Genomic DNA, 25223 nt, shown 5'->3' on the forward strand with positions numbered 1-25223 from the left:
GTGAATCTGCGCGTTCGTTCCGATCGCAGGATCCGTAGACATGACTGACGCCTTCACCATCCGCTCGATCGAGGCGTTGTGCTATCGCTATCCGCTGGCGATACCGGTGGTGACGTCGTTCGGCAAGATGCTCAACCGTCCCGCCGTCTTCGTTCGCGTCGTCGACGAAGACGGCGTCGAGGGCTGGGGTGAAGCCTGGTCGAACTTTCCTGCTCCAGGCGCGGAGCATCGTGCCCGGCTCGTCAACGAGGTGCTGGCGCCGGGTCTTGTCGGGCGCAAATTCGATGGTCCTGCCCGGGCGTTCGAGGTGCTGACTGAGGGCGCCGAGGTGCTGGCGCTTCAATGCGGTGAACCAGGTCCGTTCGCGCAGGCGATTGCGGGCATCGATCTTGCTCTGTGGGACATCTCGGCGCGCCGTCAGCGGGTGCCGCTGTGGCAACTGCTCGGCGGGCAGTCGAACAAGATCAAGGTCTATGCGAGCGGCATCAATCCCGGCGCTGCCGCGCGGACGGCGGAAGCCGCGCTCAAGCGCGGCCATCGCGCGCTGAAGCTGAAGGTCGGCTTCGGTACTGGGACCGATCTCGCCAATGTGGCCGCGCTCCGCGGGATCGTCGGCGCCGGCATGCTTGCCAGCGATGCCAATCAGGGCTGGTCAGTTGCGCAGGCGATGGAGATGTTGCCGCGGCTCGCCGAATTCGATCTGCGCTGGCTGGAGGAGCCGATCCGTGCCGACCGCCCGCGCGAGGAATGGCGCAGGCTGCACGCCCTGGCGAAGATGCCGATAGCCGCCGGCGAAAACATTTCAAGCGTCGAAGGCTTCGAGAAAGCCCTGGCCGAGGACGTGCTTGGCGTGGTTCAACCCGACATCGCGAAATGGGGCGGGCTCAGCGCCTGTGCCGGACTGGCTGGCGGGATTCTGAGTGCGGGCAAGACATTCTGTCCGCACTATCTCGGCGGAGGCCTTGGCTTGCTTGCGTCCGCACATCTTCTCGCCGGTGTCGGTGGTGACGGCTGGCTGGAGGTCGACGTCAATGACAACCCGTTGCGCGATCTACTTTGCGGCCCGATCATCGATGTGAGGGAAGGCACGGTCGAATTGAACCAGGCCCCAGGGCTCGGAATAGTGCCTGATCTTTCATATGTCGGGTGCTATCGCAGTATGTAGGGTTGCTGGAGACCTGTCGCCTTCTGAAGATATTGGCAATTGGACAAAAGCTCGCAGTCACATCGGCTCGATCCCGATCTTCTTTATGATCCTCGCCCATTTCGTAGTCTCGGAGGTCATGAAGTGTGTCAGGCCTTTGGGGTCTGTCACCAGCGGCTCGGCGCCCTGCTCGACGAAGAGGGCGCGCACCTTCGGATCGTTCACGGCTTCAACCATGGCTTGGTAGAGCTTGTCGATGACAGCCTTGTCCGTATTCGCCGGCGCGAGCATGGCCAGCCAGGCGGCACTCTCGTAATCCTTCAGGCCAGCGTCGGCCGCGGTCGGCACCTCAGGCAGCGCCGTCATCCGCTTGTCGCTGGCAACCGCTAGCGGACGCGCATCGCCGCTCCTGATCAGGCCGATGACGTTCGGCAGGAGCTGGAAGCCGAGCGGAACTTGCCCTGCGATGAAGTCCGGCGTGTAGGCGGCGATGTTGCGGTAGGGAACGTGCGTGAGCTCGGTGCCCGTCAGCTGCTCGAAATAGGCCGCCGCCAGATGCTGCGAGGAGCCGACGCCGACCGTCCCGTAATTCAGCTCGCGAGGGTGCGCCTTGGCATAGTCGATCAGCTCGGCCAGCGATTTCGGCGGTAGCTTCGAATTGATCACGATGACATTCGGCAAGGTGGCGAACAGCCCGGGTCCTTCAGCGGATCGTAGGGGAGGTCCTTGTAGAGCGACTTGTTCGCGGCCAGCGGACCGGAGGTGCTCATCAGCAACGTGTAGCCGTCAGGGGCCGCATGTGCTGCGGCGGCGGTGCCGATATTGCCGCCGGCGCCGGGGCGATTGTCGACGACGAAGGCCTGGCCGAGCGACGTTGACATGCGGTTGAGCAAGATGCGCGTGATGACGTCGCTGGCGCTGCCGCCGGCAAAGGGTACGAGCACCTGGACCGGCCGGGCGGGATAATCTTGCGCGTTCGCTGCGCGCATTCCCGCTGCGATGAGGGCGCCACCTGCGAGCGAGAGCAGCGACCTCCGGTCCGGACGGAATCTCTCGCTCTGCTGCTGAGTGCTGCTCGCGATCTTGCTGCGATCGAACCGTGTCATCGCGGACTGAATCTCCCGACTGTGTTTTGTTCTGCCAGACCTGGGGACCGTCCGGGACAGGAGTCATCGGGATGAGCGCCAGGTCGCGATTTCTGCGCCTGGACCCTAGTTATCTCGTGAATGCGATCGTCATGCCTGCTGGTCTCAGAACTTACCAAACCGTCTCATTTTGAGGTGGGCGCGACATCTTGTCTGAGCAGAAACCCGCATTCAGGAGATTGTTTTGCGCCGCGGCTTCCTGCGCGCCGTGCGGGAGGACGGCTCCACATACTCTTTCGCAACGGCGGCGGATTGCGCAAGGTCGTGGCTGATGACGTCGAGCACGGCCTTGGCTGCGACCGACACCGCCCGCCGCGGGTGATGCACCCAGGCGATCGAGCGCACGATCCGCTGCTCGTCGAAGCGATGCGCCCGGATAGCGCCGCTCGCGAGCGATTGCCGGAGTGCGATGGTCGGCAACACGGTGGCGAAATCGGTGGTGGCGATCACGTCGCAGAGGGCGGGCAGGGTGTCGAGCTCGAGCCGGGGCCGCAGGTCGATGCCGATTGCGGCGGCATGCTCGTCCAGGATCAGCCGGAGGCCGTGGCGCTTGGAGGGCAGCACGAGATCGAAATTCGCGATGTGATCGAACCGCAGCTTTGCCGGCGGCCTGATCGGGCTGTCCCTGCGGCAGGCGAACACCATCTCCTCGTCCATGATGTGGTGCGCGGCCAGCGACGTCTTCCGGCGCGGCACGTTGATCAGCGCGAAATCGAGCTGGCCGGTGTTGACCCAATCGACAAGGGTCTCGGTATAGCCCTCGCAGGCGGACAGCGTGATCTCGGGATAGCGGCTGGCCACGGTCGCCGACGAACTCGCCATGGTGCTCTGCGCCACTGACGTGATAAGGCCGACTGAGACGCGGCCCGAGATGCGGCCGCCAAGTTGCGCCATCTCCTGCCGCGCATGTTCGGCATCGCGCACGATCGGCGCCGTCAGCCGCAGTAGCGCTTCGCCGGCGCTGGTGAGCGTCATGCCCTGAACACTGCGGTCGAACAGCTTTTGGCCGAATTCGGCCTCGAGCTTGGCGATCTGCATGCTCAGTGCCGGCTGCACGATGTTGAGCTGGCGCGCGGCGCGCGTGACGTTCTTCCCCTCCGCCAGGCACAGGAAATATTGCATCTGCCTGAGTTCCACGGGGGGAGAGTCCTTCGTTCGCCGATCCTGCTCGTTTGGGCCATCATCTCAGATGATGAATGATATAATCAATGATTATTTGTTCTGATGGATCGGATTGCCTAATCTTGCCACTCAAGGGGCGCGTGTCCCAGGGAGCGAAACCAGACATATGCAGGACGCAACGCCCAAGCGGATGATCATTGGCATTTCCGGCGCCTCCGGCGTTACCTATGGCGTGCGCCTGCTGCAGCTGCTGCGCAATGCCGGCGTCGAGACCCATCTGGTGATGTCGAAGACGGCCGAGCTGACCTTTGCCTATGAGACCGATCTGAAGATCGCGGAGGTGAGGGCGCTCGCCAATGTCAACCACGCCATCGACGACATGGCCTCGGCGATTTCGAGCGGCTCGTTCCGGACCGCAGGGATGATCGTGGCGCCGTGCTCGATGCGCTCGATGTCCGAGATCGCCTCGGGCGTGACCACGACCTTGCTCACCCGCGCCGCCGACGTCGTGCTGAAGGAGCGCCGTCGCCTGGTGCTGATGGTGCGCGAGACCCCGCTGCACACCGGCCATCTCAGGACGATGACGGCACTTTCGGAGATGGGCGCGATCATCGCGCCGCCCGTGCCCGCCTTCTACGCCAAGCCCGAGAATCTTGATGACATGGTCGAGCACACCGTGGGCCGCGTGCTCGACCTGTTCGACATCGATATCGGAATCGTGCGCCGCTGGGGCGAGGACGAGGCGCTCAAGCGCCGCTCGCCGTCGCTGCACAAGATCGCGCCCTGAGGACCTGAGGAGAGACCCGTATGCGAATGGAAAATGTTGCGAGCAAAGGTGTGAGCTCGCCACCCGATCTGCGCACCTGGCTCGCCTATCTCGCCGAACGCGGCAAGCTCGCGATCGCCCGCGAGGGCATTGGGCTGGCTGACGAGCTCGCCGCAATCGCCAAGCGGCTGGAGCGCGACAGCGCGGTGCTGTTTCCGCGCCCCGACGGGCACGAGATTCCTGTCGTCGCCAATCTCTTCGCCGGCCGTGACTGGGTCGCCGAGTCCATCGGCGTCACCGAGGACCAGTTGCTGCCGCGGTTCCTGGCCGCCGCGAGCAATCCACTCCCCATCCATGAGGTCGCGAGCGGGCCGGTGCAGGAGGTCGTGCACGACGAGGTCGATCTGCTCCGCCAGCTTCCGGTGCCCAAGCACAATGAGCGCGACAGTGGTCCCTTCATCACGGCCGGCCTGCTGATCGCCCGCAATCCCAAGACGGGCGTGCAGAACGTCTCGATCCACCGCTGCCAGATCTCTGGCAAGAACCGCATCGGCGTGCTGCTGCTGCCGCGACACACATTCTCCTACTACCGCTTCGCGGAGGCGATGGGACAGGCGCTGGAGATCGCGATCGTCATCGGCGCGCACCCGGCGCTGATGCTGGCATCGCAAGCGATTGCCGCGCTCGACGAAGACGAGATGGCGATTGCGGGCGCGCTGCTCGGCACGCCCGTGGAGGTCGTCAAATGCCGCACCAATTCGGTGCGCGTGCCGGCCCACGCGGAAATCGTGATCGAGGGGCGCATTCTGCAGGGCGTGCGCGAGCCGGAAGGGCCGTTCGGCGAATTCCCTCAATATTACGGTCCGCGCGCCAATCGCGAGGTGATCGAGGTCGACGCCATCACGCATCGCAAGGCGCCGATCTTTCACACCATCGTCGGCGGTGGCTTTGAGCATCTCATTCTGGGAGGTGTGCCACGCGAGGCAACGCTGCTTCAGCACTTGCGCCGCAGTTTTCCGAATGTGCTTGATGTCCGCCTGACGCGCGGCGGGACCTGCCGCTATCATCTCGCGATCAAGATCGACAAGACCAATGACGGCGAGCCCAAGAACATCATGATGTGCGCCTTCGGCGCGCATTACGACATCAAGCAGGTGGTCGTGGTCGACAAGGACGTCGACATCTCCTCTTCCGAGGAGATCGAATGGGCGGTGGCGACGCGCTTCCAGGCCGACCGCGATCTCATGGTCGTGGCTGGCGCGCTCGGCTCGAAACTCGATCCGACCACGGACAACGGCATCAGCGCCAAGATGGGCCTGGATGCGACCGCGCCGGTCAGCGCGCCCGAACTCGCCTTCAAGCGCATCCGGGTCAAGGGCGAGGAGGAGGTCGATCTCGCCACAGCGTTGCAGGCCGACCCCAGCGCCGCGGTCGCGCGGCTTCTCGCGGAGGCGTAGACATGAGCGGGTTACCGCTTGGAAGCAACTTGCGTCGGTTTGCGCCGTTGGAATATGTAGCGGGTGCTGCTTATAGTGCCGCGCCAACAAGCCAATCATTTTGCGGCGCAATGCCGGGAGGAAGGAACTGATGTCGACGGCCCTGCGCATCGCCCATGGCGCTTTTGGCAGGGTCGCTCTGCTCGACATGGACCGTTCGCTGGTCCGCCACGCCCATCATCACTGCCACGTCCTGCTCAAGGTCGAGGGCGCCGACACCCAGTTCCTGGTCGGCGACCGGGTCACGCCGCTGACGGATACCGCCGCCGTGCTGGTCGATGGCTGGAAGCCGCACGCTTATGTGCATGACGCCAATCGGCCGCGCACGCTCATCATGGCACTCTATATCGAGCCGGAATGGCTGAAGGAGTTCCGTCCCGGCTGGGCTGCGAGCGGCGCGCCGGGCTTTTTCGAGCGGCCATCAGGCGAGGTATCGCCGCGCATCCGCCAGCTCACGCTGCATTTGGCGGCCGAAATGATGGCGAATCCGGATGCGGTGCGGACCCATGAGCAGACCCTGTCGGACCTCATGATCGCGGTGATCGAGCGCTTCACGCCTTGGCGCAGCTTTCCGGTCTCGATCCGCGGCATGAGCGCGGTGGGCTGCGACTGGCGCATCCGCCGCGCGATGGACGCCATGCGGACGCACGATTCCTATGCCAACGTCGATCAGTTCGTGAAGGGCGCCGGCCTGTCGCGCGCGCAGTTCTTCCGCCTGTTCGAGACCTCGCTCGGCGTCTCGCCAAAGCTCTATCTCAACGTCGTCCGCATGGAGCGCGCGCTCGATGCGGTGATGCGCGAGGAGACGCCGCTCGGCGAGCTCAGCGAGCGTTTTGGCTTTCCGGAGCCGGCGCATTTCACGCGCTTCTTCCGCGATCATGCCGGCGTCAGCCCGCGCGAGTTTCGCAACGTCTCGCGTTTAGCGGGCTGAGTCTTGCGGGCTGATATTGCGCTGCACCCGCTCGAATGAGACGATTTGGTAAGTCGTGAGAGCGGGCGGTATGGCCCGCACAGCCCTCGTCCTGACATCTGTCACCGCCGCGTAAAAGAGCGCGTCGGGAGGTATGCCGGGACATGTTGCAGGCTGCGGTTCAATCCGCAAATTCAGTCGATCAAGATGGCGACAGGCCGTGGGTCGGGCGTTCGATCGAGCGCGTCGAGGATGCCGCGCTGCTCAGCGGCCGTGGCCGCTTCATCGACGATCTCGGCGTTCAGCCCGGTACGTTGCACGCGGCCATCCTGCGCTCGCCGCATGCGCACGCCGATATCCTCTCGATAGACGTTGAAGCGGCGAAGCGCCTGCCGGGCGTAGCGGCGGTTCTGACCGGCAGCGACGTCAAAGCTGTTACCGCAAGCCTGGTCGTCGGCGTCAAGGCGCCAGTCGAATGCTGGCCGATCGCGATGGACCGCGTGCGCTATGTCGGCGAGCCCGTGGCTGTGATCGTTGCGACCGACCGCGCCCGCGCCGAGGACGCGGCCGAGCTGGTCAATGTCGAATATCGCCCGCGCACTGCTGTCGTCGATCCCCACGGCACGCTCGCGCCGGGCGCGCCGCTGCTGCACGACGGTTTTCCCGGCAATCTCGCCAGCGATCGCCACTTCAGCTATGGCGATCCCCAGAAGGCCTTCGCCGATGCGCCGCATCGCTTCTCCATCGACATCAAATACCCGCGCAATTCCTGCACGCCGATCGAGACCTATGGCGTCGTTGCCTCGCATGACGCGGGTGAAGATGCCTTCGAAGTGCTCGCCAATTTCCAGGGCCCGTTCAGCATCCACACGGTGATCGCGCGTGCGCTCAAAGTGCCTGGCAATCGGCTGCGGCTGCGCACGCCGCCGGATTCCGGCGGCAGCTTTGGCGTCAAGCAGGGCGTGTTTCCCTATATCGTGCTGATTGCGGCGGCCGCACGTGTGACGGGACGGCCGGTGAAATGGATCGAGGACCGGCTCGAGCATCTCACCGCATCGGTGTCGGCCACCAACCGTGCAACGACGCTGGCCGCGGCGGTCTCGGCCGACGGAAAGATCCTCGCGCTCGACTGGGACCAGGTCGAGGATTGCGGCGCGCATCTGCGCGCGCCCGAGCCGGCCACGCTCTACCGCATGCACGGCAATCTGACCGGCGCTTACGACATCCGTCACGTCAAAATTCGCAACCGCGTCGTCGTCACCAACAAGACGCCGACCGGCCTCAACCGCGGCTTCGGCGGACCGCAGGTCTATTTCGCGCTGGAGCGCCTGGTGCAGCGGATCGCAATCGGGCTCGGCCTCGATCCGCTCGATGTCATCAAGCGCAATCTGATCGATGCCGGCGCGTTTCCCTATCGTACGGCGACCGGCGCGCTGCTGGATTCCGGCAATTACCAGGAGGCGGTCGCGCGCGGGGTTGACGAGGGCAGGCTCACGGAGCTCAAGGCGAAGCGTGACGAGGTGCGGGCGCGTGGCGGCCTCTACGGCATCGGTTTCACCGCCGTGGTCGAGCCCAGCGTCTCCAACATGGGCTACATCACCACCGCGCTGACGGCGGCCGAGCGTCGCAAGGCAGGCCCGAAGAACGGCGCGCAGGCGACCGCCACCGTCGGGCTCGATCCGGTCGGCAGCGTCACCGTCCACGTGGCGTCGGTGCCGCAGGGGCAGGGCCATCGCACCGTGCTGTCCCAGGTCGTTGCCGATGTCTTCGGCCTTCAGCCAAAGGACATCCGCGTCAACACCGAGATCGACACGGCGAAGGATGCCTGGTCGATCGCGTCGGGCAACTATGCCAGCCGTTTTGCTGCGGCCGTGGCCGGTACGGCGAAGCTCGCCGCCGAACGCGTTGCGGGCCGCCTCGCCCGCATCGCGGCCAGCCAACTCAACGTCGAAGCCTCGGACATCGTGTTCGCAAAGGGCTTCGTTGCTTCGAAACACAATCCTGAGAATCGGATCGCATTCTCGCGCGTCGCAGCGCTGAGCCATTGGTCGCCGGGCTCGCTGCCCGACGATGCCGGCCAGACCATCCGCGAGACCCTGTTCTGGACGCCGCCGGAACTGACGCCGCCGGACGACGACGACCGCATCAACTCCTCGCTCTGCCACGGCTTCATCTTCGACTTCTGCGGCGTCGAGATCGACCGCACCACGCTGGAGACGCGGATCGATCGCTACGTCACCATGCACGATTGCGGCACCATTTTGCATCCCGGCATGGTCGACGGCCAGATCCGCGGCGGCTTTGCCCAGGCGCTCGGCGCTGCGCTCTACGAGGAATATGCCTACGCCGAGGACGGCAGCTTTCTGACCGGAACGCTCGCCGATTATCTGCTGCCGACCACCACCGTGGTGCCGGAGCCTGAGATCATCCACATGGAGACGCCGTCGCCGTTCACGCCGCTCGGGGCAAAAGGCGTCGGCGAGGGCAACTGCATGTCGACGCCGGTCTGCATCGCCAATGCGGTCGCGGATGCGCTCGGCGTTGCCGACATCACGCTGCCGCTGGTGCCGGCACGGCTTGCGGAATTGGTGCGCGGCGCCGAACCGCCGCCGCCCGCTGGCGGTGCGACCGCGGCGCCCGTGCGCGAGGGCGGCCGACGGCTGCGCGGTGACGGGCAAGCCTCGGTGAAGGGCGCGCCCGAGCAGGTCTGGGCGATGCTGCTCGATCCGAACACCTTGCAATCCGTCATTCCCGGCTGCCAGCGCGTCGAGAGGATCACCGACACGCATTTCCGCGCCGACGTCACCCTCGGCATCGGCCCGGTCAGCGGTCGCTATCGTGCCGATGTGGAACTGTTCGATCTCGATCCGCCGCGCGCGGTCACGTTGCGCGGAGGGACCACCGGCGCGCTCGGCTTCGGCAACGCCGAGGGACGGATCACTCTCGCGCCAGACGGCAGCGGCGGAACGAAGCTGACCTACAGCTACGACGCCGCGATCGGCGGCAAGGTCGCCAGCATCGGCGGCCGACTGCTCGATGGCGCGACACGCGTCATCATCGGCCAGTTCTTCGCGGCGCTGGCGCGCAAAGCCGGCGGCGGCGGTGCGTCGGACGGCGGCTTCTCGCTGTTCGCGGTGCTGGCCAAGGTCGCCAGCCTGTTCGGAGGGCGCCGATGAAGCCGTCCGCTTTCGATTATCTCCGCACCGAAGCCGTCGGCGATGTCCTCGAAGGACTGGCTCAGCAAGGCGGCGATGCCCGCGTGCTCGCCGGCGGCCAGTCGCTAATGGCGATGCTCAACATGCGCCTCGCCAAGCCGAAGCTGCTGATCGACATCATGCGCCTCGCGGAGCTGCGGAAGATCGAGCGGAAGGGCGATGCCGTCGTCATCGGCGCCGGCGTGCGCCAGGCCGATCTGCTCGCCTGGACCGATCTTGCCGAGGCGCTACCGCTGGTGGCGCTGGCGCTGCCCTGGGTCGGGCATATGCAGACCCGCAGCCGCGGCACCATCTGCGGCTCACTCGCGCATGCCGATCCCAGCGCCGAGATGCCGCTGGCTCTGGTCGCGCTCGGCGGCGAGGTGCTTTTGCGCAGTGCCAAACGTCGGCGCCGCGTCGCGGCCAAGGACTTTTTCGCCGGCATGATGCTGACGGCGCGCAGCGACGATGAATTGATCGAGGGCATCTCGCTGCCGGTCATCAAGGGATCGCGCTTTGCCTTCCGCGAAGTCGCACGTCGTCACGGTGACTTCGCCATCGTCGCCTGCGCCGCGATGAAGACCGCCACGGGCGTGCGCCTTGCCGTCGGTGGCGTCGCCGACGTTCCGACCGCGCGGGATTGGCCGGCTCTGGAGGGCAGCGCGCTCGACGATGCCCTCAACGCCTTTACCTACGAGCTCGGCGCGCGCGACGACGTCCACGCCACGGCGCGCTATCGCCGCGACCTCGTCCGCATGATCGGCCGCGAGCTGATCGGCGAGGTGCTGCAATGACCCGCCTCAAGGCCGATCAGCGCCATGCCGTCCGTTTCTTGCTGAACGGCAAGCCGGTCGAGAGTGAGGCCGAGCCGCGCATGCTGCTGTCCGATTTCCTGCGTCACCAACTGGGTGCGACCGGCACCCATGTCGGCTGCGAGCACGGCGTCTGCGGCGCCTGCACCATCGTGGTCGACGGCATGCTGACGCGTTCCTGCCTGACGCTCGCAGCGCAGGTCGACGGCTGCGACATCCAGACGGTCGAAGGGCTCGCGCCATCGGCGGACCGGCTCGGCGTGCTGCAGCAGGCATTCCGCCGCAACCATGCGCTCCAATGCGGCTTCTGCACCGCCGGCATATTGATGTCGCTCGACCATTACCTCGGCAAGAACCCGGCGCCGGCGGAGGCGGAGATCCGCGATCTCCTCAGCGGGCATATCTGCCGTTGCACCGGCTACACCCCGATCATCCAGGCGGCGCTGGAAGCCGCCGCCGAGCTTGCTTCATCCAAAGAAGAGACGTCCGATGCTTGATCTCGCCAGCAGCTTCATGGCCAGCGCCGCGCGCGATCCCCACGCCATTGCATTGGTCGACGGCGATCTCCGCCTGACCTACCGGCAATGGTACGACAAGATCTCCGCACTCGCGGCATCGTTCGACCGCCTCGGGCTCAAGCCGGGCGATCACGTCATCACGCTGCTGCAGAATCGCTGGGAGGCGGCGACGTTGCACTGGGCCTGCCAGTTTGTCGGTCTCGTCATCACGCCGATCAACTGGCGCGCCAAGGCCGACGAGCTCGATTATTGCATCGAGAACGCCGAAGCCTGCGCGGTGGTCTCTCAGGACATTTCCGCGGAGGCGGTGCAGGGATCGGCGCTGGCCGGCAAGCTGCCGCGTGTATCCGTCGATCCCGGCACAGGCGAGGTGGCGAGCTTCGCCGATCTGATCCGGGACGCCGCGCCTGACGCCGAGCCGCGCGTCGGCACCGATGCCTGGTCGATCATGCTCTACACCTCCGGCACGACGTCGCGGCCAAAGGGCGTGCCGCGGCGGCATCGCGCCGAACGTGCCGCGGCAATCGCCCATGTCGCACAAAACCTTTACGGCCGCGGCGAGCGCACGCTCGGCGTCATGCCGCTCTACCACACCATGGGCGTCCGTTCGCTGCTGGCGATGTCGCTGATCGGCGGCAGTTTCGTCTGCCTGCCGCGTTATGACAGCCGCCAGGCTTTGGCGCTGATCGAGAAGGAGGCGATCACCAACCTCTATCTGGTGCCGACGCTCTATCACGATCTCGTCCATCACGACGCCTTTGCCGCAACCGACGTGTCCAGCGTGCGCAAGCTCGGCTTCGCCGGCGCATCGATGACCGACGGGCTGCTCAAGAAGCTGAACGAGGCGTTCAAGCCGGACCTGTTCGTCAATCACTACGGCAGCTCCGAGATCTACACCTTTACGATCGACCAGAATGCGGCGGGAAAGCCGGGGTCGGCGGGCAAGGCCGGGCTGAACCAGCACATCAAGGTCGTGCGCATCGGCGCGCGTTCGGTCGCTGACCTCGCCGCGGTTGGCGAGGAGGGCGAGATCATTGCGACGCTTGCCGGCGATGAGGCTTTCGAAGGTTACTGGCGCCGTCCGGAAGCGGATGCCAAGTCGCTGCGCGAGGGCTGGTATTTCACCGGCGATACCGGCTTCGTCGATCCCGACGGCGACCTGTTCGTCACCGGGCGCGTCGACGACATGATCATCACCGGCGGCGAGAACGTCTCGCCGGTCGAGATCGAGAGCTGCTTGTCGCTGCATCCGGCAGTCGACGAGGTCGCGGTGGTCGGCGTCACTGATGAGAAATGGGGCAAGGTCGTCGCGGCCTTCGTCAAGCGCAATCGCTCTGTGTCCGAGGTCGAGCTCGAGCAGTTCTGCCGCAGCTCGGGCCTTGCCAATTTCAAGCGGCCGCGCCGCTACGTCTTCGTCGACGCGATTCCCAAATCGCCGGTCGGCAAGCTGCTGCGTCGACTGCTCGTCGCCGGGGAATACGAGGCCGAGCGCCTGCCGCCATCGGATGCCGCCTGAAGATCACGCACTCAACAGAAGGAAGCCAACATGCCGTCACCCTACACATCCGCCGATCCCCGGCTCGCCAAGCTCGATGGGTTCAAGGTCGAGATCGACGAGGCGCATGAGCGCGCCGACATCATCCTGGGCCGTCCGCCCTACAATGTCGTGGCAATGCCGCAGCGCGACCAGCTGCGGCTGACCTTCGAGACGCTGGACGAGGATCCGCGCGTCCGCATTATTGTGGTGCGCGGCGAGGGCGAGCATTTCTCCAGCGGCGGCAATATCGGCGGCTTCATGGAGGCGAGCCCCGAGCACGTCTCCAAGCTCGCCTGGAACATCGCAGCACCGGCGCGCTGCGCCAAGCCCGTCATCGTCGCCAACCGCGGCTATTGCTTCGGCGTCGGCTTCGAGCTGTCGCTGGCCTGCGACTTCCGTATCGCATCCGAGACCACGCAATATGCATTGCCGGAGCAGAAGCTCGGCCAGATCCCGGGCTCGGGCGGCTCGGCGCGCCTGCAGAAGATGGTCGGCATCACCCGCACCAAGGACATCGTGATGCGCTCCAAGCGCATCTCGGCCAAGCAGGCGTTCGAGTGGGGCATCGCGACCGAATGCGTGCCGGACGCCGAGCTGGAGAAGGCGACCGACAAGCTGGTCGACGAGCTCCGCACTTTCTCGCCGCTGGCGCAGCGCACGGCGAAGAAGCTCCTCAACGACACCGAGGATTCGACGCTCGCGATCGCCATCGAGCTCGAAGGCCATTGCTACAGCCGGCTGCGCCAATCGGAGGACTTCAAGGAAGGCGTCGAGGCCTTCAACGCCAAGCGTGCGCCGAAATTCGCCGGCCGTTGATACGCGACAGAACCGCCGCGGTTCGCAATGGCGCGGACCGCGGCTCTATCAAAACGGGGGAGGTAAAACAACATGGCTGAGATGGATATGCCGGTCGCGGGTGCGCGAAGCTCGGCGGACAACAAGCAGATGGTCAACGCGATCATCGCCTCGGTGCTCGGATGGGCGCTGGATTTGTTTGATTTGTTCATTCTATTGTACGTGGCGCCGGTCGTCGGCGCGCTGTTCTTTCCGTCGAGCAATGCGGCGCTGTCGCTGGCCGCGGTCTATGGCTCGTTCGCCGTGACGCTGCTGATGCGGCCACTCGGCTCGGCGGTGTTCGGCCATTATGCCGACGTGCACGGCCGCAAGCAGGCGATGCTGATCGCGATCGTCGGCGTCGGTATCAGCACCGCGGCCTTCGGCCTGCTGCCGACCATCGCGCAAGTCGGCGTGCTCGCACCGATCATCTTCCTGATCCTGCGCCTGATACAGGGCATCTTCGTCGGTGGCGTCGTGGCGTCCACCCACACAATCGGAACGGAATCCGTGCCGGCAAATTGGCGGGGCGCGATGTCGGGGCTGGTCGGCGGCGGTGGCGCCGGCATCGGCGCATTGCTGGCGTCCTTCGTCTTCCTGATCACGTCCTCGATCTTCCCCGGCGATGCCTTCGCCGTATGGGGCTGGCGCTTCATGTTCTTCTCCGGCTTGCTCAGCTCGCTGCTCGGCTGGTTCATCTTCAGGAACCTCGAGGAGTCGCCCTATTTCAAGGAGCTCAAGCGTCAGCAGGGCAACAAGCAGGCGAAGGTCTCGAAGGCGCCGGTCAAGGACGTGTTCTCGGGCGAGTATCGCGGCGTGCTGCTGGTCAATTTGCTGATCACCTTCGGCGGCGGCGCCGGTTACTATCTGACCTCGGGCTATCTGCCGAGCTTCCTGAAAGTCATCAACGCGGTCCCGAACCAGACCTCGTCGCTGATCCTGATGGGGGCGAGCGTCTCGGCGTTCTTCTCGGCGGTGTTGGTCGGCGCGCTCAGCGACCGCATCGGCCGCAAGAAGACGTTCCTCATCATCGGCGTACTGGCGGCGGTGCTGCTGCCGCTCTGTTATCTCAACCTGGCTGCCACCAAGGACACGACGCAGATCACGCTCTATGCCTTCGCCATCGCCTTCATCGGCAATGCCGGCTACGCACCGGTGCTGATCTTCCTGAACGAACGTTTCCCGACAGCGTTGCGCGCCAGCGGCACGGGCCTGTCCTGGAATATCGGCTTCGCGCTGGGCGGCATGATGCCGACTTTGGTCTCGCTGGTCAGCGGCAGCGCTGCGGAGATTCCCGTGTCGCTGGCCTGTTTCGCGGTTGGCGTGTTCGTGATCTATCTCATTGGTGCCGTCCTGATCCCCGAGACCAAGGGCAACTTCCGCTGAGCGCGCGGCGCGGCCGATTGCAGGCCCGCAATCTGTTCGACGGTGTTTGGCGCGTTGCGGATTGGCACTATCCAGATTTACGACCACAACAATCTGTTTGCCGAGGCCGAGACGGGCGGCGGTCGCCGCAGCGGACTAGGCCGCTTTCACGGTTATGAGGCGTGGAACCATTTTATCGACATTAAGCAGCTATCAGTATTTCGGAGTGATCTAGAGGCAGCGATCTCATCGGACGCTACCTCAAGACCTGGTCAGCTCGGCCGTGCCTTGCATGGTCGACAACGGTTGGCCGGCGCTTCCTTCGATCTTGAGTTTGCGCTCCATAAAATCGAGAAATGCGCGCAGGCGTCGCGACTCCTTGCGCTTGCCGAGAAACGTCGCACTGACCTGCAGTGACGGACTTTCCCAGTCAGTTAGCACGCGAACCAGTCGTTTGGCTCTTACATCGTTCTGACACATGATGTTCGGAAGAATGCCAAGTCCGACTCCACCGATTACGAGTTCGCGTGCCACTCCGATGTGATTCACGGAAATCCGTCCGACAACGTCGATGACCTTGACACCAAGCCCGCTGCGGAAATTCCATACGCCTTCGGCGCGCTGATGTTCGGTCACGATGCAATCGAAGCGTTCGAAATCGTCGACGCTGAGGGGAACGCCTTTTCTTTGCAGGAACGAGGGGCTCGCATAAACGCCGCGCGTAATGCTTGCCAGGTGGCGGACGCCGCCGTGCGTCTCGGGAAGAGTGCCCAGTTGCACGGCCACATCGTAGGGTTCGACCGATACGTCGATCCACCGGCTGTTGGCGTCAATGACGAGGTGGATGTCGGGGTAACTGACGGCGAATGCGGCGATTGCGCTGCTTAGCCAGCCGGTGCCGAAATCCACGGGCATGCTGACCCGGAGCATTCCCCGCAGTTCGGTTTGCATTCGCGTTGTTCCGAGACCCGCTTCCTCTATCTCCGCGGCGATGCGTTCGCAGTGCTCGTAGAGAGCTTGGCCGATGTCGGTCACTGCAAGCTTGCGGCCTCCCTTTTTGAAGAGGACGGCTCCGAGCTGATCTTCCAGAAACATCAGCTTACGGCTGACCGTGGACTTTGGAATATCGAGCTTTCTCGACGCGCTGCTGATGCTGCGGGCATTGACGACCTCGAAGAACAGCAGGAGCGCGTTCAGATCCAATTTTCTGGTCATAGCCTGCATCCCTTCCACCTGGGATCCCATTCCAGTTCGTCCCATATATGGAACGGTGCAGCGTCGAAAATGCGCTATCGTCCCGACTTTGGCAAGCTTAGGGTCAATTCAAGGTTCGGACCGAGATCGGATTTGGTCTTTCCGGACCAGGGGCGCAGCGAAGCCAAAAAGCAAAAACGACGCGGTCCACGGACCAATCCGGGAGGAGACAATGGCGCACCTTTCCAGGCGAAACTTCCTCGCCACTGCGGCCGCGAGCTCATTTGCGTTGCCATCGTCCATCCGGCACGCGCTGGCAGCGGCGGATATTCGGGTGCGATGGGCATCGTTGCAGCCGGGTTTTACGGTACTGCCGGTCCAGTACATTCTCGCCAACGATCTCGGCAGCAAGAACGGTCTCTCCTTTCCTGATCCGGCGCCGTATACGGCCGTGTCGACCTACTACAACGACTTCATCGCTGGAAACTACGATGTCTGCATTGGGAGTTGGGATACTTTCGCTGCCCGCTACCAGGCCGGCGTGCCCATCAAGTACCTCTGTACGATCACGGACGCCAACATGATCGCCCTGTTGGCGCCCAAGGGCGGCGTCGACAACGTGTCTCAGCTCAAAGGCAAGACGATCGCGGCCCTGCAGTCGACCGGTACCTATCGCATGGTCAAAGCCCTCATCAACGAGGCGTTCGCATTCGATATCGAAAAAGAGGCCACGATCCAGAACGTCGACAATCCTGCCGCGTCGGTGACGCTGCTGATGGCCGATCGAGCTGACGCGGCCTTGTCGTGGGAGCCTAACATAACGACCGGTCTGATGAAGAAGCCTGACTTACGTGTGATCCTGAAGGCGGCCGACGTCTACAAGCGGCTCTCTGGCGGGCTGGAGCTACCCTATTTTGGCGTGGCGATCCGGAAGGAATTAGCCGATGCCAATCCTGGCATCGCGGCGAAAGTCAGCAAGGTCTTCGAAGATTGCCTCAGCGGCATCAACGCGAATACGACGAAGGCCGTCGATCTGTTTGGCAACAAGACTGGCGTTGCGCCAGATACGCTCAAGGAGGCCATGGGTTCGAAGCGCCTCGCTTTCAACTACCGGCCTATGAGCGATGAACTTTCGAGATCGTCGATACTTCTTGCGAGCGAGTTTCTAGCGCGCAACGGCCTGCTGACCAGGCCAGTCGATCAAAACTTCTTTGCCGCCTGACCAATCATGACGGAAAGACCGATGTCCATTGCGGTACAAGCCGATCGAACCTCGCGTCCGGAGCGCTCCGTCGCTTCGGAACTCGTTAAGCCGCTGGCCGGAGTGGCCGCAGCGCGGAAGAATCCGGAGGGAAGACGCGATATTTTCGCGACGTGCGTTGTTGTCGTTATCCTTCTTGTCGCAATGGAAATCACCAGCCGCTTCGTGCCGGACTACATCATGCCGTCGCCCGTGGTCGTCTGGAACGCGGCAAGGGAGCTGTTCTTTTCGGATCCGTACCACGTTGCCGTCACACTCGTCCGTCTTGCCATTTCCGTCGCAATTGCGATGGTTGCGGGGGTATTGATCGGTCTCGCGATGGGAATATTTCCTTCCGTGCGCCCATATCTGAAGGCCATCGTGGTTATCGATACCGGAATTCCCGCGCTCTCGTGGATGCTGATTGCCGTGTTCTGGTTCAAGAATCCGGAGTCGCGAATCTTCTTCATTCTCCTCGTGATCCTGCTGCCGTTCTATGCCCTCAATGTCTACGAAGGCGTACGTGCGTTACCGAAGGAGCTCGTCGACATGATCGAGAGCTTCCGTCCGTCGCGTTGGCAGGTACTCCGCTATCTCATTCTTCCGCACATCGTGGCCTACATCTTCCTCACCACGAAATCGGTGATCGGCTACGCGATCCGCATGGTGATCTTTGCCGAACTCGTCGCATCCGCAGTCGGTATCGGCGCGCGGATGAACCTCGCCCAGTCGACATTTAGGATCGATCAGGTGCTGGCATGGACCTTCTTCCTCGTGATCCTGAACCTGCTGTTGCAGGCATTCGTGAACGGGCTGGAAAAGATCTCCCTGAAATGGCGTGCGGAGGCGACGGTAAGATGAGCGAGAAATCTCTCATTGAGGTTCGCGAGGTTACCAAGACGTTCGGCAACTATCTGGCGGTCGATAACCTTTCGATGAGTGTCCGCCGCGGTGAAATTGTCGTTCTTCTCGGCCAGACTGGTGCCGGAAAAAGCACGGTCCTGAATTTGATCATGGGTACGACGTGCCCGAACTCCGGTCAGATCCGGGTGGCCGGCTTCGATCCCTATGCATCCTTCAAAGCCCTCAAGGGACGGCTTTCGGTCAGCTTCCAGACCGACAGGCTCTTGCCGTGGCGGACGGCAGTCGAGAACGTTGAATTGGGCCTTCTTATTCTGGGAAAACCCAGGTCACAGGCACGGGCGTGCGCCAGGGAGTGGCTTGCGCGGGTACGTCTTGAAGCTGCCGATGACAAATATGTCCATGAGCTCTCGGGAGGCATGCGCCAGCGCGTCTCGCTTGCCCGCGCGCTCGCCATCGATCCCGAAATCGTGTTCCTCGACGAGTCGTTCAGTCAGCTCGATCATGTCACGTCGAAAAGGTTGCGCCGCGACTTTCTTCAGATAGCGCGCGAATTTCGAAAGACCTGCTTGCTGATTACGCACCGGATTGACGACGCACTCGAAATGGCCGACCGCGCGTTCGTGTTGAGCCCTCCAGCCAGGGTCGCGCTCGAGGTTCAGATCAGCGACGAAGCGAGGTGTGACCCACGCAAGATCGCCGAACTTCACGCTCAGATCGCATCGGCGATGGGCGGTGAATCACAGACCGAACATTGAAATCATCGGAGACGAAGAGACATGAGCTACCAGGATGTCATTCTCAATCGGGAAAACGGCTGGGTCGAAATCACGATCAACCGACCTGACAAGCTGAATTCGCTTCGAGAACAGACGGCCGACGAGATCCTCGCGATACTCAATGAAGTCGAGCACGACAGGAGCGTACGGGCGGTCATTTTGCTTGGCAGCGACAAGGCATTTTGCACGGGCATCGACACCAGCGAGTTTCAGATCGAGGAAAACGGCTATTTTGACTTCTACCGATTCCGCAAGAGGACCCGGAAGGTGAATCGGCTCTTCAAGGACATCGGTGGTTTCACCAAGCCGCTGATAGCCGCAATCGAAGGATTTGCGTTGGGCGGCGGCCTTGAGCTCGCACTAGTCGGAGACATCATAGTCGCCGGCGCGAACGCAAAGTTCGGGCTGCCCGAGATCAAGCTTGGAATGATGCCCGGCGGCGGCGGCACCCAGACGCTCCCACGGTTAATAGGGAAGCCGCTCGCAAAAGAATTGATGTGGACCGGCAGGCGGATCACCGCCGCGGAGGCCGAGCGCTACCGTATCCTCAATCACGTCACGGAGCAGGGGAAAGCGCTGGAAAAGGCTCGCGAAATCGCCAAAAGCATCAGCGACAACGCGCCGATCCCGGTGATGATGACGAAGTCCGTAATCGACCGTGGCATCGACATGTCGCTTGCGGACGGCTTTGACGCGGAGGGTGACGCTTCCTTCCTGCTTTACTTCACCAAGGATCGCGACGAAGGGCTGACGGCTTTTCGTGAAAAGCGGTCACCAGCATTCCGCGGAGAGTGACAATGACTGCGAAGAAACGCGACATCGTAATCGCCGGCTATTCGGAGACGGCGATCGACTTCAAGACCGGACGCAGCGCGTTTGACCTTGGAGGTGAAGCCTTGGCCAAGCTTCTCGCCGCAACCGGAATTTCAAAGGATGTCATCGACGGTCTCTCCGTGACCACTCCGCTGAGCGAGTGTCCCAATCCGTTCTTTGCCGTCTACATGACTGAGGCATTGGGCCTTACGCCGACCTGGCTCAACTACGGCGGATCCGGCGGATGCTCGGCGACCGGAGGCGTTGCCCGCGCGGCATCCGCCATTCGCGACGGACATTGCGAGGTCGTCGTCGTTCTATCCGCCGACGCTCCAAGCACGGCGTGGCGTGCAAACTATGGAGCCTACCGTTCCGAATTCCAGGATCCGCCCGGCGTCCAAGGACCGCCGGCGACGTTCGGGCTTCTGATGAGCAGGTACAACCATCAGTTTGGGATCAAGTCGGAAGCGCTGGGAAAGATCGCGATTACGCAGCGCGAGCATGCTCTACACAACGAGAATGCCTACGCAAAGTTCAAGACGCCGATTACGATGGCAGATTATGAAAAATCGCGTGTCATTGCGGATCCGCTGCGCCTCCTCGACTGCGTCATGTTTTGCGACGGCGCGAACGCTTTTCTCGTCACGACTGAGGAGAAGGCTCGCAGCCTCGGGATCACTAAGATGGCGTTTCCGACGGCCTATGCTGAAGTGACAAATTTTAATGGCGACAAGCCGCTGTCGGAGATTACTGAGACCGGTTTCTCGGCGATAGCGCCGAAGATCTTCAAGCAAGCAGGGCTGACAGCGAAGGACATTTGCATGTTCCAGCCTTACGACGACTTCACCATTGCCGTCATGATGAAATTCGAGGATTTCGGTTTCTGCAAGCGTGGGCAAGGCAGCGATTTTACCCTCGATACTGATCTCTCGCACAGGGGAACATTGCCGCTTAACACCGGAGGAGGCCAAATCTCGGCCGGTCAGCCCGGACTTGCCAGCGGGGGACTCAATCTGGCCGAGGCCGTTCGACAGTTGTTCGGAGAGGGTGGCGGCCGCCAGGTAGCCAATCCGAAGAACGCGCTGGTGACCGGCATTGGCGTTATCCCCTATGCGCGGAACTGGGGTACCAGCGCCGCTATGATATTGGAGGCTTAAAATGGCTGATGAAAAGGCGGGGCGTCCCGTCCCGAAACCTTCGGTTTACGTTGACACCAAGCCGTTCTGGGATGGAGCCAAGGCAGGCAAGTTGGTGCTGCAGTACTGCAAGGACACCGGACAGTTTCAACACTATCCACGTCCGGTCAGCATCTTTACCGGCAGCCGGAATCTGGAATGGCGCGAGGTAACGGGAAAGGGCACGATCTATGCCTGCACCGTGATCCGCGTTCCCGGCCCCGGTCTCGACGGCCGACTTCCCCTCTCGGTCGCAACCGTCCAGCTCGACGAAGGCGTGCGCATCCTTGGCAACATCCTGAACAAGGACGCGGATGCGGTCAGAATCGGCCAACGCGTGGAAGTGACGTGGGATCGCCTTTCTGACGACCTCCAGTATCCAGCCTTTAACGTCGTTTGAGGCATCCAATATGCGCCTGGAAACCATACTTAGCGCGCAAGCCGTGCGCCATCCTGATAAGATTGCTCTGACCTGCGGTGACGAACGGATTACCTATCGGGATCTCGACCATAGAATCCGCGGCGTCGCGAGTGGTCTTCGGACGCAGGGCGTTGGTCCCGGCGATCGAATTGTGGTCTTTCTTTCCAACGGCATTGAGATCGTTGAAGTGTTCTATGCCGCGTTCTCGATAGGCGCGATCGTAGTTCCCGTGACGACGCGGCTAACCCCACACGAACTCCAGCATATCTGTGCCGATTGCCAGCCCGCAGCGATTGTGTTCGAAGGGAATGGCTCGTCTATCTCCGAGGCGCTGCAGGCAAATCCGGATGCGATCTGGATCAGCATAGGGCGTGCCGTCGAGGGTGCAGTCGAATATGCTGACCTTAGAAAGGCGGAGCCCGAGCGGCTCCCACTGCTGTCCATCGAGTCGGATGACGCAATCATCATGTACACTTCGGGGACAACGGGAAATCCGAAGGGAGCGATCATAACGCACTCGAATGTTGTAGTTCAGCATTGTTTCATAAACGCCGTCGAATGGAGAATTTCGAGCGAAGACCGCTATCTTGTGACGACGCCGCTCGCCCATCGCACCGGCTTTGCCCGGCTCGCCAATTCGCTGACGCTCGGCGGCACGCTCGTCGTCATGAAGAAGTTCGATCCGCGTGAAACCGTCGACACGATCGAGAAAGAACAGATCACCGTCGTTGGTATGGTCCCGACGGTATGCCGGATGCTGCTTCCCGAGATCAAAGACGATCCTTCGCGCTGCGCATCGCTGAGGCGCATCGTCGTGACGGGCGAAGCGTTCCCGGTCGAACTAAAGAGACAATTTCTAGCACTGCTGCCGGACGTGCGGCTGGTGTCGTTTTTTGCGATGACTGAAGTGGGAGGTGTGACCTCCCTCTCGCATGAAGAGCAGTTCGATCACGCCTCCTCGATCGGGCGGCCGACGCCCGGCGTCGAGATTCGGATCGTCGATGATGCAGGTATCGCGGTAAAGACCGGTGAGCCGGGCGAACTACTCGTGCGCGTAGGGCAGCCGGGCCAGTATTCCGTCATGCGGGGCTACTACAATCGGCCCGACGAGACAGCAAATACAATCAAGGACGGGTGGATTCATACTGGCGACATCGCCAAGGCGGACGACGACGGCTATCTCTATATCGTCGATCGCAAGAAGGATATGGTGCTCAGCGGCGGCTTCAATATCTATACAAAGGAAGTCGAGCAGGCCCTGCTGCAAAATCCTGAGGTCGCCGATGCCGCTGTCATCGGAGTGCCCGATGCCATCTTCGGAGAGGCAGTCGCGGCCTTTGTCGAGCGATGTCCAGGCGCAAGCCCAACACCTTCGTCAGTTGTCGAACACGTGCGTAACCTGGTCGCCGGATATAAGAAGCCCAAGTACGTAATCATAGTCGACGCGCTACCGCGAAATTCTCTCGGTAAGGTCCTCAAACGATGTTTGCGGGATCAGGCAGCTGACGTCGTCGCCAGGGTCGGACCCCGGGAAAAGAGCGCCTAGGGTCTCGACTACGAAATGCGTTATCTCCGAGACGCAGGAGCAGGCGAATTATGGGGGCGGCGCAGGAACTTGCTACTCGGCGCCGGACTCGGCTCGTTGAACTAGCGGCAGAAATTCCTTGTCGTAACTGACCGAATCTGCGTTGGAGTGGGGTCACGATCGACGCCGGTCGTGACGCCATCCTAACGAGGCCTTCTTAATCTCCTTCAGATCGATACTGCCGCTATCTCAAGCGAGATAATGGCTGCGCCAATTCACAACAGCAGAAGCGATAATCCCAGTTTCTGGAGCCGCCGATCTGGTCCGGAAGGGACGTCGTCGCCGCAGCAACGATGCCGCCGCTCGAACGTCAGCGCCTTGAGCGTGATCAGTGACCGCAGAACCGCCTCCGAGTACGGTCCAGCCGCTTCGCTGCGGCTGGACCAATCGTGCGAGATCAATTCGAGCTCGATCTTATACGGGATACTTGGAGTACTTCGAGTGGTAGGCCGAGATGCAATTCAGGCTGGTTTATATATGATGAGCTTCAGGTCAGTATCATCATTCGCCTGGAGACTTGCGTGCGCAAAACGCAACACGCCCTTCTTTGGATGTCGCAAGCGATGGATTCCGCCGACGCCGCCTCGAATGTCGTGGGCTTGCCACCATTCTGCAAACTCCGGGCTGTCGTCGCGAAGGCGTGTCAGCAACGCGACGAATGCAGGATCGCCGGCCCGGAGATCGTGGGTCGCACGGAACCGCGCGACGACGCGCTTGGCCTCCGCGGCCCAGCTTGATCCAAACAGCCGGCGCGATCCTGGCTAAAGCAGGACGCAGATGAGAATGTTGCAGTCTTCTTCCGCCAGGCGATCAAAGCCAAAAATGTCGGCGGCAGCCTTGTTCCAGGCAAGAACGTCCCAGCGCCGACCGGCGATGTAAGCCGGTTGATTGAGTGACTCGACCAAGCCTCGAAGGGCTTTGGAAACGGTTTCCGGGGTGAAGGCGCGTCGATTGGTTCCTGATGCCAGGGCACGCAAATGCGCATGTTCGACTTTACTGAGGCGCAGCGCTCGCGCCAGCGCGTCAATTGTGGTGACCGAAGGACTGACGGCCCGCCAGCCGCAGTGAGGCGAACGAGATTGATCGCGATGTCGGCATTCGGGGGGGCCCGCAAACGCTCGCGCTGCTCGTCTGTGAGGTCGCTGATGCGCCGCACCTGCAACTAAGCGCCATTCTCGAAGCCGGCCTAGATGCCGTCCATCTGCGGCATTTCTTGCAGTGCGGCCTTGAACAAGGGCACGGCGGAGCCGGTCTCGCTTCGTTCATTTGAATCGGCCACACTCGAATTGTTGGCCAATACATGAACAGGGGTTCTGACGGTGGAAAACTCGGCTTGAAGGCGCCGCAGCACTTTGGCAGTGGTTGCATCCATATAGGCGGACGCCGCGTCCTGAGTCGCCCATCGCAGGGATGGGAGCTGGACGGCGATGAGCAGCGCCGTCAAGGCGATAATAAACGCTGTTACGGCAAATGTGATGGAAGTCCGGAATGTGAGCATCCGAATCGCTTCCCCGCTTTTGGTCGACCCACCAGCTACAGTGCGATCGGGCAGTGCGCACTGGCCATATCACCTATTGCAGTTCCGTCTAGGAAGCTTCCCCCATAGAAAACTATTACCTTGCGGCCCGACCCGTCCAGTTGGCGCTCGGGTCAACAGGGCCTTCATCATTTGGACAATTGAAGCTTCTCGGCCATCCGCACCAGGTCTGCGACAGTTCGGATGCCAAGCTTCTCCATCATACGGCTGCGGTGGACCTTGATGGTCTTCTCGACGGTACCGAGCTCGCCGGCAATTTGCTTGTTAAGCCGCCCCGCCACGACATGCGTGAGCACTTCCCGTTCGCGCGGCGTCAAGGTCCGTACCTTCGTTCGCATCTCATCCAGTTCGGAACGGCGCCGTCGCGACTCAGCGTCAACTGCTTCAGCACGGGACAGCGCCTCAAACAAATCCTTCTCCTTTACCGGTTTGGTCAGAAAATCGATTGCTCCAGCCTTCATCGCACGTACGCTGTTCGGAATGTCGCCGTTGCCGGTAATGAATACGACGGGACGATGCGAACCGGTCGTTGTGGTCAACACCTCCTGTATCTCCAGGCCATCGAGATCCGGCATACAAACATCGAGTATGGCACATCCTGGCGCTTCCTCATTGTGATCCTCAAGGAACACCTGGGGCGAGGAATACGACTTCACATCATAGCCTTTGGCTCGGAGCAGTCGCGACAAAGACTTGAGAACACCCGAGTCGTCATCAACGAGATAGACGGTGAAACTTCTCGTCATTTGCATGTCACTGCAGGTTGTTGAGCGGC

General features: G+C 62.3%; 23 protein-coding genes and 1 pseudogene. 17 read left to right on the plus strand and 7 right to left on the minus strand.

What is annotated here, in order from left to right:
* Positions 1 to 40 precede the first annotated feature (40 nt).
* Positions 41 to 1165 carry a mandelate racemase/muconate lactonizing enzyme family protein gene (locus QSV46_RS03450; RefSeq protein WP_314946342.1) on the plus strand — a complete coding sequence of 375 codons (1125 nt, stop codon included), beginning with the start codon at positions 41 to 43 and terminating at the stop codon, positions 1163 to 1165.
* 57 nt (positions 1166 to 1222) lie between these two features.
* Here QSV46_RS03450 and QSV46_RS03455 read toward each other — a convergent pair whose 3' ends face one another.
* The 3 genes from QSV46_RS03455 to QSV46_RS03465 all read right to left on the minus strand — a co-directional run bounded on the left by QSV46_RS03455 (position 1223) and on the right by QSV46_RS03465 (position 3411).
* Positions 1223 to 1810 carry a Bug family tripartite tricarboxylate transporter substrate binding protein gene (locus QSV46_RS03455; RefSeq protein ID WP_314946343.1) on the minus strand — a complete coding sequence of 196 codons (588 nt, stop codon included), beginning with the start codon at positions 1808 to 1810 and terminating at the stop codon, positions 1223 to 1225.
* Complete coding sequence (locus QSV46_RS03460; RefSeq protein ID WP_314946344.1) at positions 1807 to 2250, minus strand: Bug family tripartite tricarboxylate transporter substrate binding protein; 444 nt, start codon at positions 2248 to 2250, stop codon at positions 1807 to 1809. Before QSV46_RS03460 ends, QSV46_RS03455 begins: the two co-directional genes overlap by 4 nt.
* Before the next feature lie 210 nt (positions 2251 to 2460).
* On the minus strand, positions 2461 to 3411 hold the full coding sequence (locus QSV46_RS03465) for a LysR family transcriptional regulator (protein WP_314946490.1): 951 nt from the start codon (positions 3409 to 3411) through the stop codon (positions 2461 to 2463).
* Positions 3412 to 3577: 166 nt separating this feature from the next.
* Here QSV46_RS03465 and QSV46_RS03470 point away from each other — a divergent pair, with 166 nt between their 5' ends.
* The 9 genes from QSV46_RS03470 (at position 3578) to QSV46_RS03510 (ending at position 14864) form a co-directional block, all read left to right on the plus strand.
* Positions 3578 to 4198, plus strand: coding sequence for a UbiX family flavin prenyltransferase (locus QSV46_RS03470; RefSeq protein WP_314946346.1), 621 nt, complete (start codon positions 3578 to 3580; stop codon positions 4196 to 4198).
* 20 nt (positions 4199 to 4218) lie between these two features.
* On the plus strand, positions 4219 to 5634 hold the full coding sequence (locus tag QSV46_RS03475) for a UbiD family decarboxylase (protein WP_314946348.1): 1416 nt from the start codon (positions 4219 to 4221) through the stop codon (positions 5632 to 5634).
* 130 nt (positions 5635 to 5764) lie between these two features.
* Positions 5765 to 6604 carry a helix-turn-helix transcriptional regulator gene (locus tag QSV46_RS03480; RefSeq protein ID WP_314946349.1) on the plus strand — a complete coding sequence of 280 codons (840 nt, stop codon included), beginning with the start codon at positions 5765 to 5767 and terminating at the stop codon, positions 6602 to 6604.
* A 143-nt stretch (positions 6605 to 6747) separates the two neighbouring features.
* On the plus strand, positions 6748 to 9759 hold the full coding sequence (locus QSV46_RS03485) for a xanthine dehydrogenase family protein molybdopterin-binding subunit (protein ID WP_314946351.1): 3012 nt from the start codon (positions 6748 to 6750) through the stop codon (positions 9757 to 9759).
* Positions 9756 to 10571 (plus strand): FAD binding domain-containing protein, encoded by an 816-nt coding sequence (locus QSV46_RS03490; RefSeq protein WP_314946352.1) that lies wholly within the window; start codon positions 9756 to 9758, stop codon positions 10569 to 10571. Before QSV46_RS03485 ends, QSV46_RS03490 begins: the two co-directional genes overlap by 4 nt.
* A complete protein-coding gene (locus QSV46_RS03495; RefSeq protein ID WP_314946354.1) occupies positions 10568 to 11086 on the plus strand; it encodes a (2Fe-2S)-binding protein in 519 nt (172 codons plus the stop codon). The genes QSV46_RS03490 and QSV46_RS03495 overlap by 4 nt, the downstream gene beginning before the upstream one ends.
* Complete coding sequence (locus QSV46_RS03500; protein ID WP_314946355.1) at positions 11079 to 12623, plus strand: AMP-binding protein; 1545 nt, start codon at positions 11079 to 11081, stop codon at positions 12621 to 12623. The genes QSV46_RS03495 and QSV46_RS03500 overlap by 8 nt, the downstream gene beginning before the upstream one ends.
* Before the next feature lie 30 nt (positions 12624 to 12653).
* Positions 12654 to 13460 carry an enoyl-CoA hydratase/isomerase family protein gene (locus tag QSV46_RS03505; protein WP_314946357.1) on the plus strand — a complete coding sequence of 269 codons (807 nt, stop codon included), beginning with the start codon at positions 12654 to 12656 and terminating at the stop codon, positions 13458 to 13460.
* Between the two features lie 72 nt (positions 13461 to 13532).
* Positions 13533 to 14864, plus strand: a complete 1332-nt coding sequence (locus QSV46_RS03510) for an MFS transporter (RefSeq protein WP_314946359.1) — start codon at positions 13533 to 13535, stop codon at positions 14862 to 14864.
* Positions 14865 to 15104: 240 nt separating this feature from the next.
* Here QSV46_RS03510 and QSV46_RS03515 read toward each other — a convergent pair whose 3' ends face one another.
* Positions 15105 to 16058, minus strand: coding sequence for a LysR family transcriptional regulator (locus tag QSV46_RS03515; protein WP_314946361.1), 954 nt, complete (start codon positions 16056 to 16058; stop codon positions 15105 to 15107).
* 211 nt (positions 16059 to 16269) lie between these two features.
* Here QSV46_RS03515 and QSV46_RS03520 point away from each other — a divergent pair, with 211 nt between their 5' ends.
* From QSV46_RS03520 to QSV46_RS03550, 7 genes are read left to right on the plus strand one after another with little or no spacing between them, the layout of a single operon-like run.
* Complete coding sequence (locus QSV46_RS03520) at positions 16270 to 17259, plus strand: ABC transporter substrate-binding protein (protein WP_314946363.1); 990 nt, start codon at positions 16270 to 16272, stop codon at positions 17257 to 17259.
* Between the two features lie 21 nt (positions 17260 to 17280).
* On the plus strand, positions 17281 to 18138 hold the full coding sequence (locus QSV46_RS03525; protein ID WP_314946365.1) for an ABC transporter permease: 858 nt from the start codon (positions 17281 to 17283) through the stop codon (positions 18136 to 18138).
* Entirely contained in the window at positions 18135 to 18896 is a 762-nt protein-coding gene (locus QSV46_RS03530; protein WP_314946367.1) for an ABC transporter ATP-binding protein, read from the plus strand. Before QSV46_RS03525 ends, QSV46_RS03530 begins: the two co-directional genes overlap by 4 nt.
* A 21-nt stretch (positions 18897 to 18917) precedes the next feature.
* Complete coding sequence (locus QSV46_RS03535) at positions 18918 to 19712, plus strand: enoyl-CoA hydratase/isomerase family protein (protein ID WP_314946368.1); 795 nt, start codon at positions 18918 to 18920, stop codon at positions 19710 to 19712.
* 2 nt (positions 19713 to 19714) lie between these two features.
* Positions 19715 to 20887, plus strand: coding sequence for a thiolase family protein (locus tag QSV46_RS03540; RefSeq protein ID WP_314946369.1), 1173 nt, complete (start codon positions 19715 to 19717; stop codon positions 20885 to 20887).
* Between the two features lies 1 nt (position 20888).
* A complete protein-coding gene (locus QSV46_RS03545; RefSeq protein ID WP_314946371.1) occupies positions 20889 to 21305 on the plus strand; it encodes a Zn-ribbon domain-containing OB-fold protein in 417 nt (138 codons plus the stop codon).
* A gap of 10 nt (positions 21306 to 21315) precedes the next feature.
* Positions 21316 to 22872, plus strand: a complete 1557-nt coding sequence (locus tag QSV46_RS03550; RefSeq protein ID WP_314946372.1) for a class I adenylate-forming enzyme family protein — start codon at positions 21316 to 21318, stop codon at positions 22870 to 22872.
* Between the two features lie 500 nt (positions 22873 to 23372).
* Here QSV46_RS03550 and QSV46_RS03555 read toward each other — a convergent pair.
* The 3 genes and pseudogenes from QSV46_RS03555 to QSV46_RS03565 form a co-directional block, all read right to left on the minus strand.
* Positions 23373 to 23966: pseudogene (locus QSV46_RS03555) on the minus strand (transcriptional regulator); the annotation flags it as partial.
* A 131-nt stretch (positions 23967 to 24097) separates the two neighbouring features.
* On the minus strand, positions 24098 to 24409 hold the full coding sequence (locus QSV46_RS03560) for a hypothetical protein (protein ID WP_314946373.1): 312 nt from the start codon (positions 24407 to 24409) through the stop codon (positions 24098 to 24100).
* 167 nt (positions 24410 to 24576) lie between these two features.
* Positions 24577 to 25194 carry a response regulator transcription factor gene (locus tag QSV46_RS03565; RefSeq protein ID WP_314946375.1) on the minus strand — a complete coding sequence of 206 codons (618 nt, stop codon included), beginning with the start codon at positions 25192 to 25194 and terminating at the stop codon, positions 24577 to 24579.
* Between the last annotated feature and the right edge of the window lie 29 nt (positions 25195 to 25223).

The sequence above is a fragment of the Bradyrhizobium cosmicum genome, assembly GCF_032290525.1.
Taxonomy (GTDB): domain Bacteria; phylum Pseudomonadota; class Alphaproteobacteria; order Rhizobiales; family Xanthobacteraceae; genus Bradyrhizobium; species Bradyrhizobium cosmicum_A.

Bases quoted from the DNA above. Each gene is read 5' to 3' on its own strand.
- QSV46_RS03450 (WP_314946342.1), top strand. From the start codon at position 41: ATGACTGACGCCTTCACCATCCGCTCGATCGAGGCGTTGTGCTATCGC.
- QSV46_RS03460 (WP_314946344.1), bottom strand. From the start codon at position 2,250: ATGACACGGTTCGATCGCAGCAAGATCGCGAGCAGCACTCAGCAGCAG.
- QSV46_RS03465 (WP_314946490.1), bottom strand. From the start codon at position 3,411: ATGCAATATTTCCTGTGCCTGGCGGAGGGGAAGAACGTCACGCGCGCC.
- QSV46_RS03470 (WP_314946346.1), top strand. From the start codon at position 3,578: ATGCAGGACGCAACGCCCAAGCGGATGATCATTGGCATTTCCGGCGCC.
- QSV46_RS03475 (WP_314946348.1), top strand. From the start codon at position 4,219: ATGCGAATGGAAAATGTTGCGAGCAAAGGTGTGAGCTCGCCACCCGAT.
- QSV46_RS03480 (WP_314946349.1), top strand. From the start codon at position 5,765: ATGTCGACGGCCCTGCGCATCGCCCATGGCGCTTTTGGCAGGGTCGCT.
- QSV46_RS03485 (WP_314946351.1), top strand. From the start codon at position 6,748: ATGTTGCAGGCTGCGGTTCAATCCGCAAATTCAGTCGATCAAGATGGC.
- QSV46_RS03490 (WP_314946352.1), top strand. From the start codon at position 9,756: ATGAAGCCGTCCGCTTTCGATTATCTCCGCACCGAAGCCGTCGGCGAT.
- QSV46_RS03495 (WP_314946354.1), top strand. From the start codon at position 10,568: ATGACCCGCCTCAAGGCCGATCAGCGCCATGCCGTCCGTTTCTTGCTG.
- QSV46_RS03500 (WP_314946355.1), top strand. From the start codon at position 11,079: ATGCTTGATCTCGCCAGCAGCTTCATGGCCAGCGCCGCGCGCGATCCC.
- QSV46_RS03505 (WP_314946357.1), top strand. From the start codon at position 12,654: ATGCCGTCACCCTACACATCCGCCGATCCCCGGCTCGCCAAGCTCGAT.
- QSV46_RS03510 (WP_314946359.1), top strand. From the start codon at position 13,533: ATGGCTGAGATGGATATGCCGGTCGCGGGTGCGCGAAGCTCGGCGGAC.
- QSV46_RS03515 (WP_314946361.1), bottom strand. From the start codon at position 16,058: ATGACCAGAAAATTGGATCTGAACGCGCTCCTGCTGTTCTTCGAGGTC.
- QSV46_RS03520 (WP_314946363.1), top strand. From the start codon at position 16,270: ATGGCGCACCTTTCCAGGCGAAACTTCCTCGCCACTGCGGCCGCGAGC.
- QSV46_RS03525 (WP_314946365.1), top strand. From the start codon at position 17,281: ATGTCCATTGCGGTACAAGCCGATCGAACCTCGCGTCCGGAGCGCTCC.
- QSV46_RS03530 (WP_314946367.1), top strand. From the start codon at position 18,135: ATGAGCGAGAAATCTCTCATTGAGGTTCGCGAGGTTACCAAGACGTTC.
- QSV46_RS03535 (WP_314946368.1), top strand. From the start codon at position 18,918: ATGAGCTACCAGGATGTCATTCTCAATCGGGAAAACGGCTGGGTCGAA.
- QSV46_RS03540 (WP_314946369.1), top strand. From the start codon at position 19,715: ATGACTGCGAAGAAACGCGACATCGTAATCGCCGGCTATTCGGAGACG.
- QSV46_RS03545 (WP_314946371.1), top strand. From the start codon at position 20,889: ATGGCTGATGAAAAGGCGGGGCGTCCCGTCCCGAAACCTTCGGTTTAC.
- QSV46_RS03550 (WP_314946372.1), top strand. From the start codon at position 21,316: ATGCGCCTGGAAACCATACTTAGCGCGCAAGCCGTGCGCCATCCTGAT.
- QSV46_RS03560 (WP_314946373.1), bottom strand. From the start codon at position 24,409: ATGCTCACATTCCGGACTTCCATCACATTTGCCGTAACAGCGTTTATT.
- QSV46_RS03565 (WP_314946375.1), bottom strand. From the start codon at position 25,194: ATGACGAGAAGTTTCACCGTCTATCTCGTTGATGACGACTCGGGTGTT.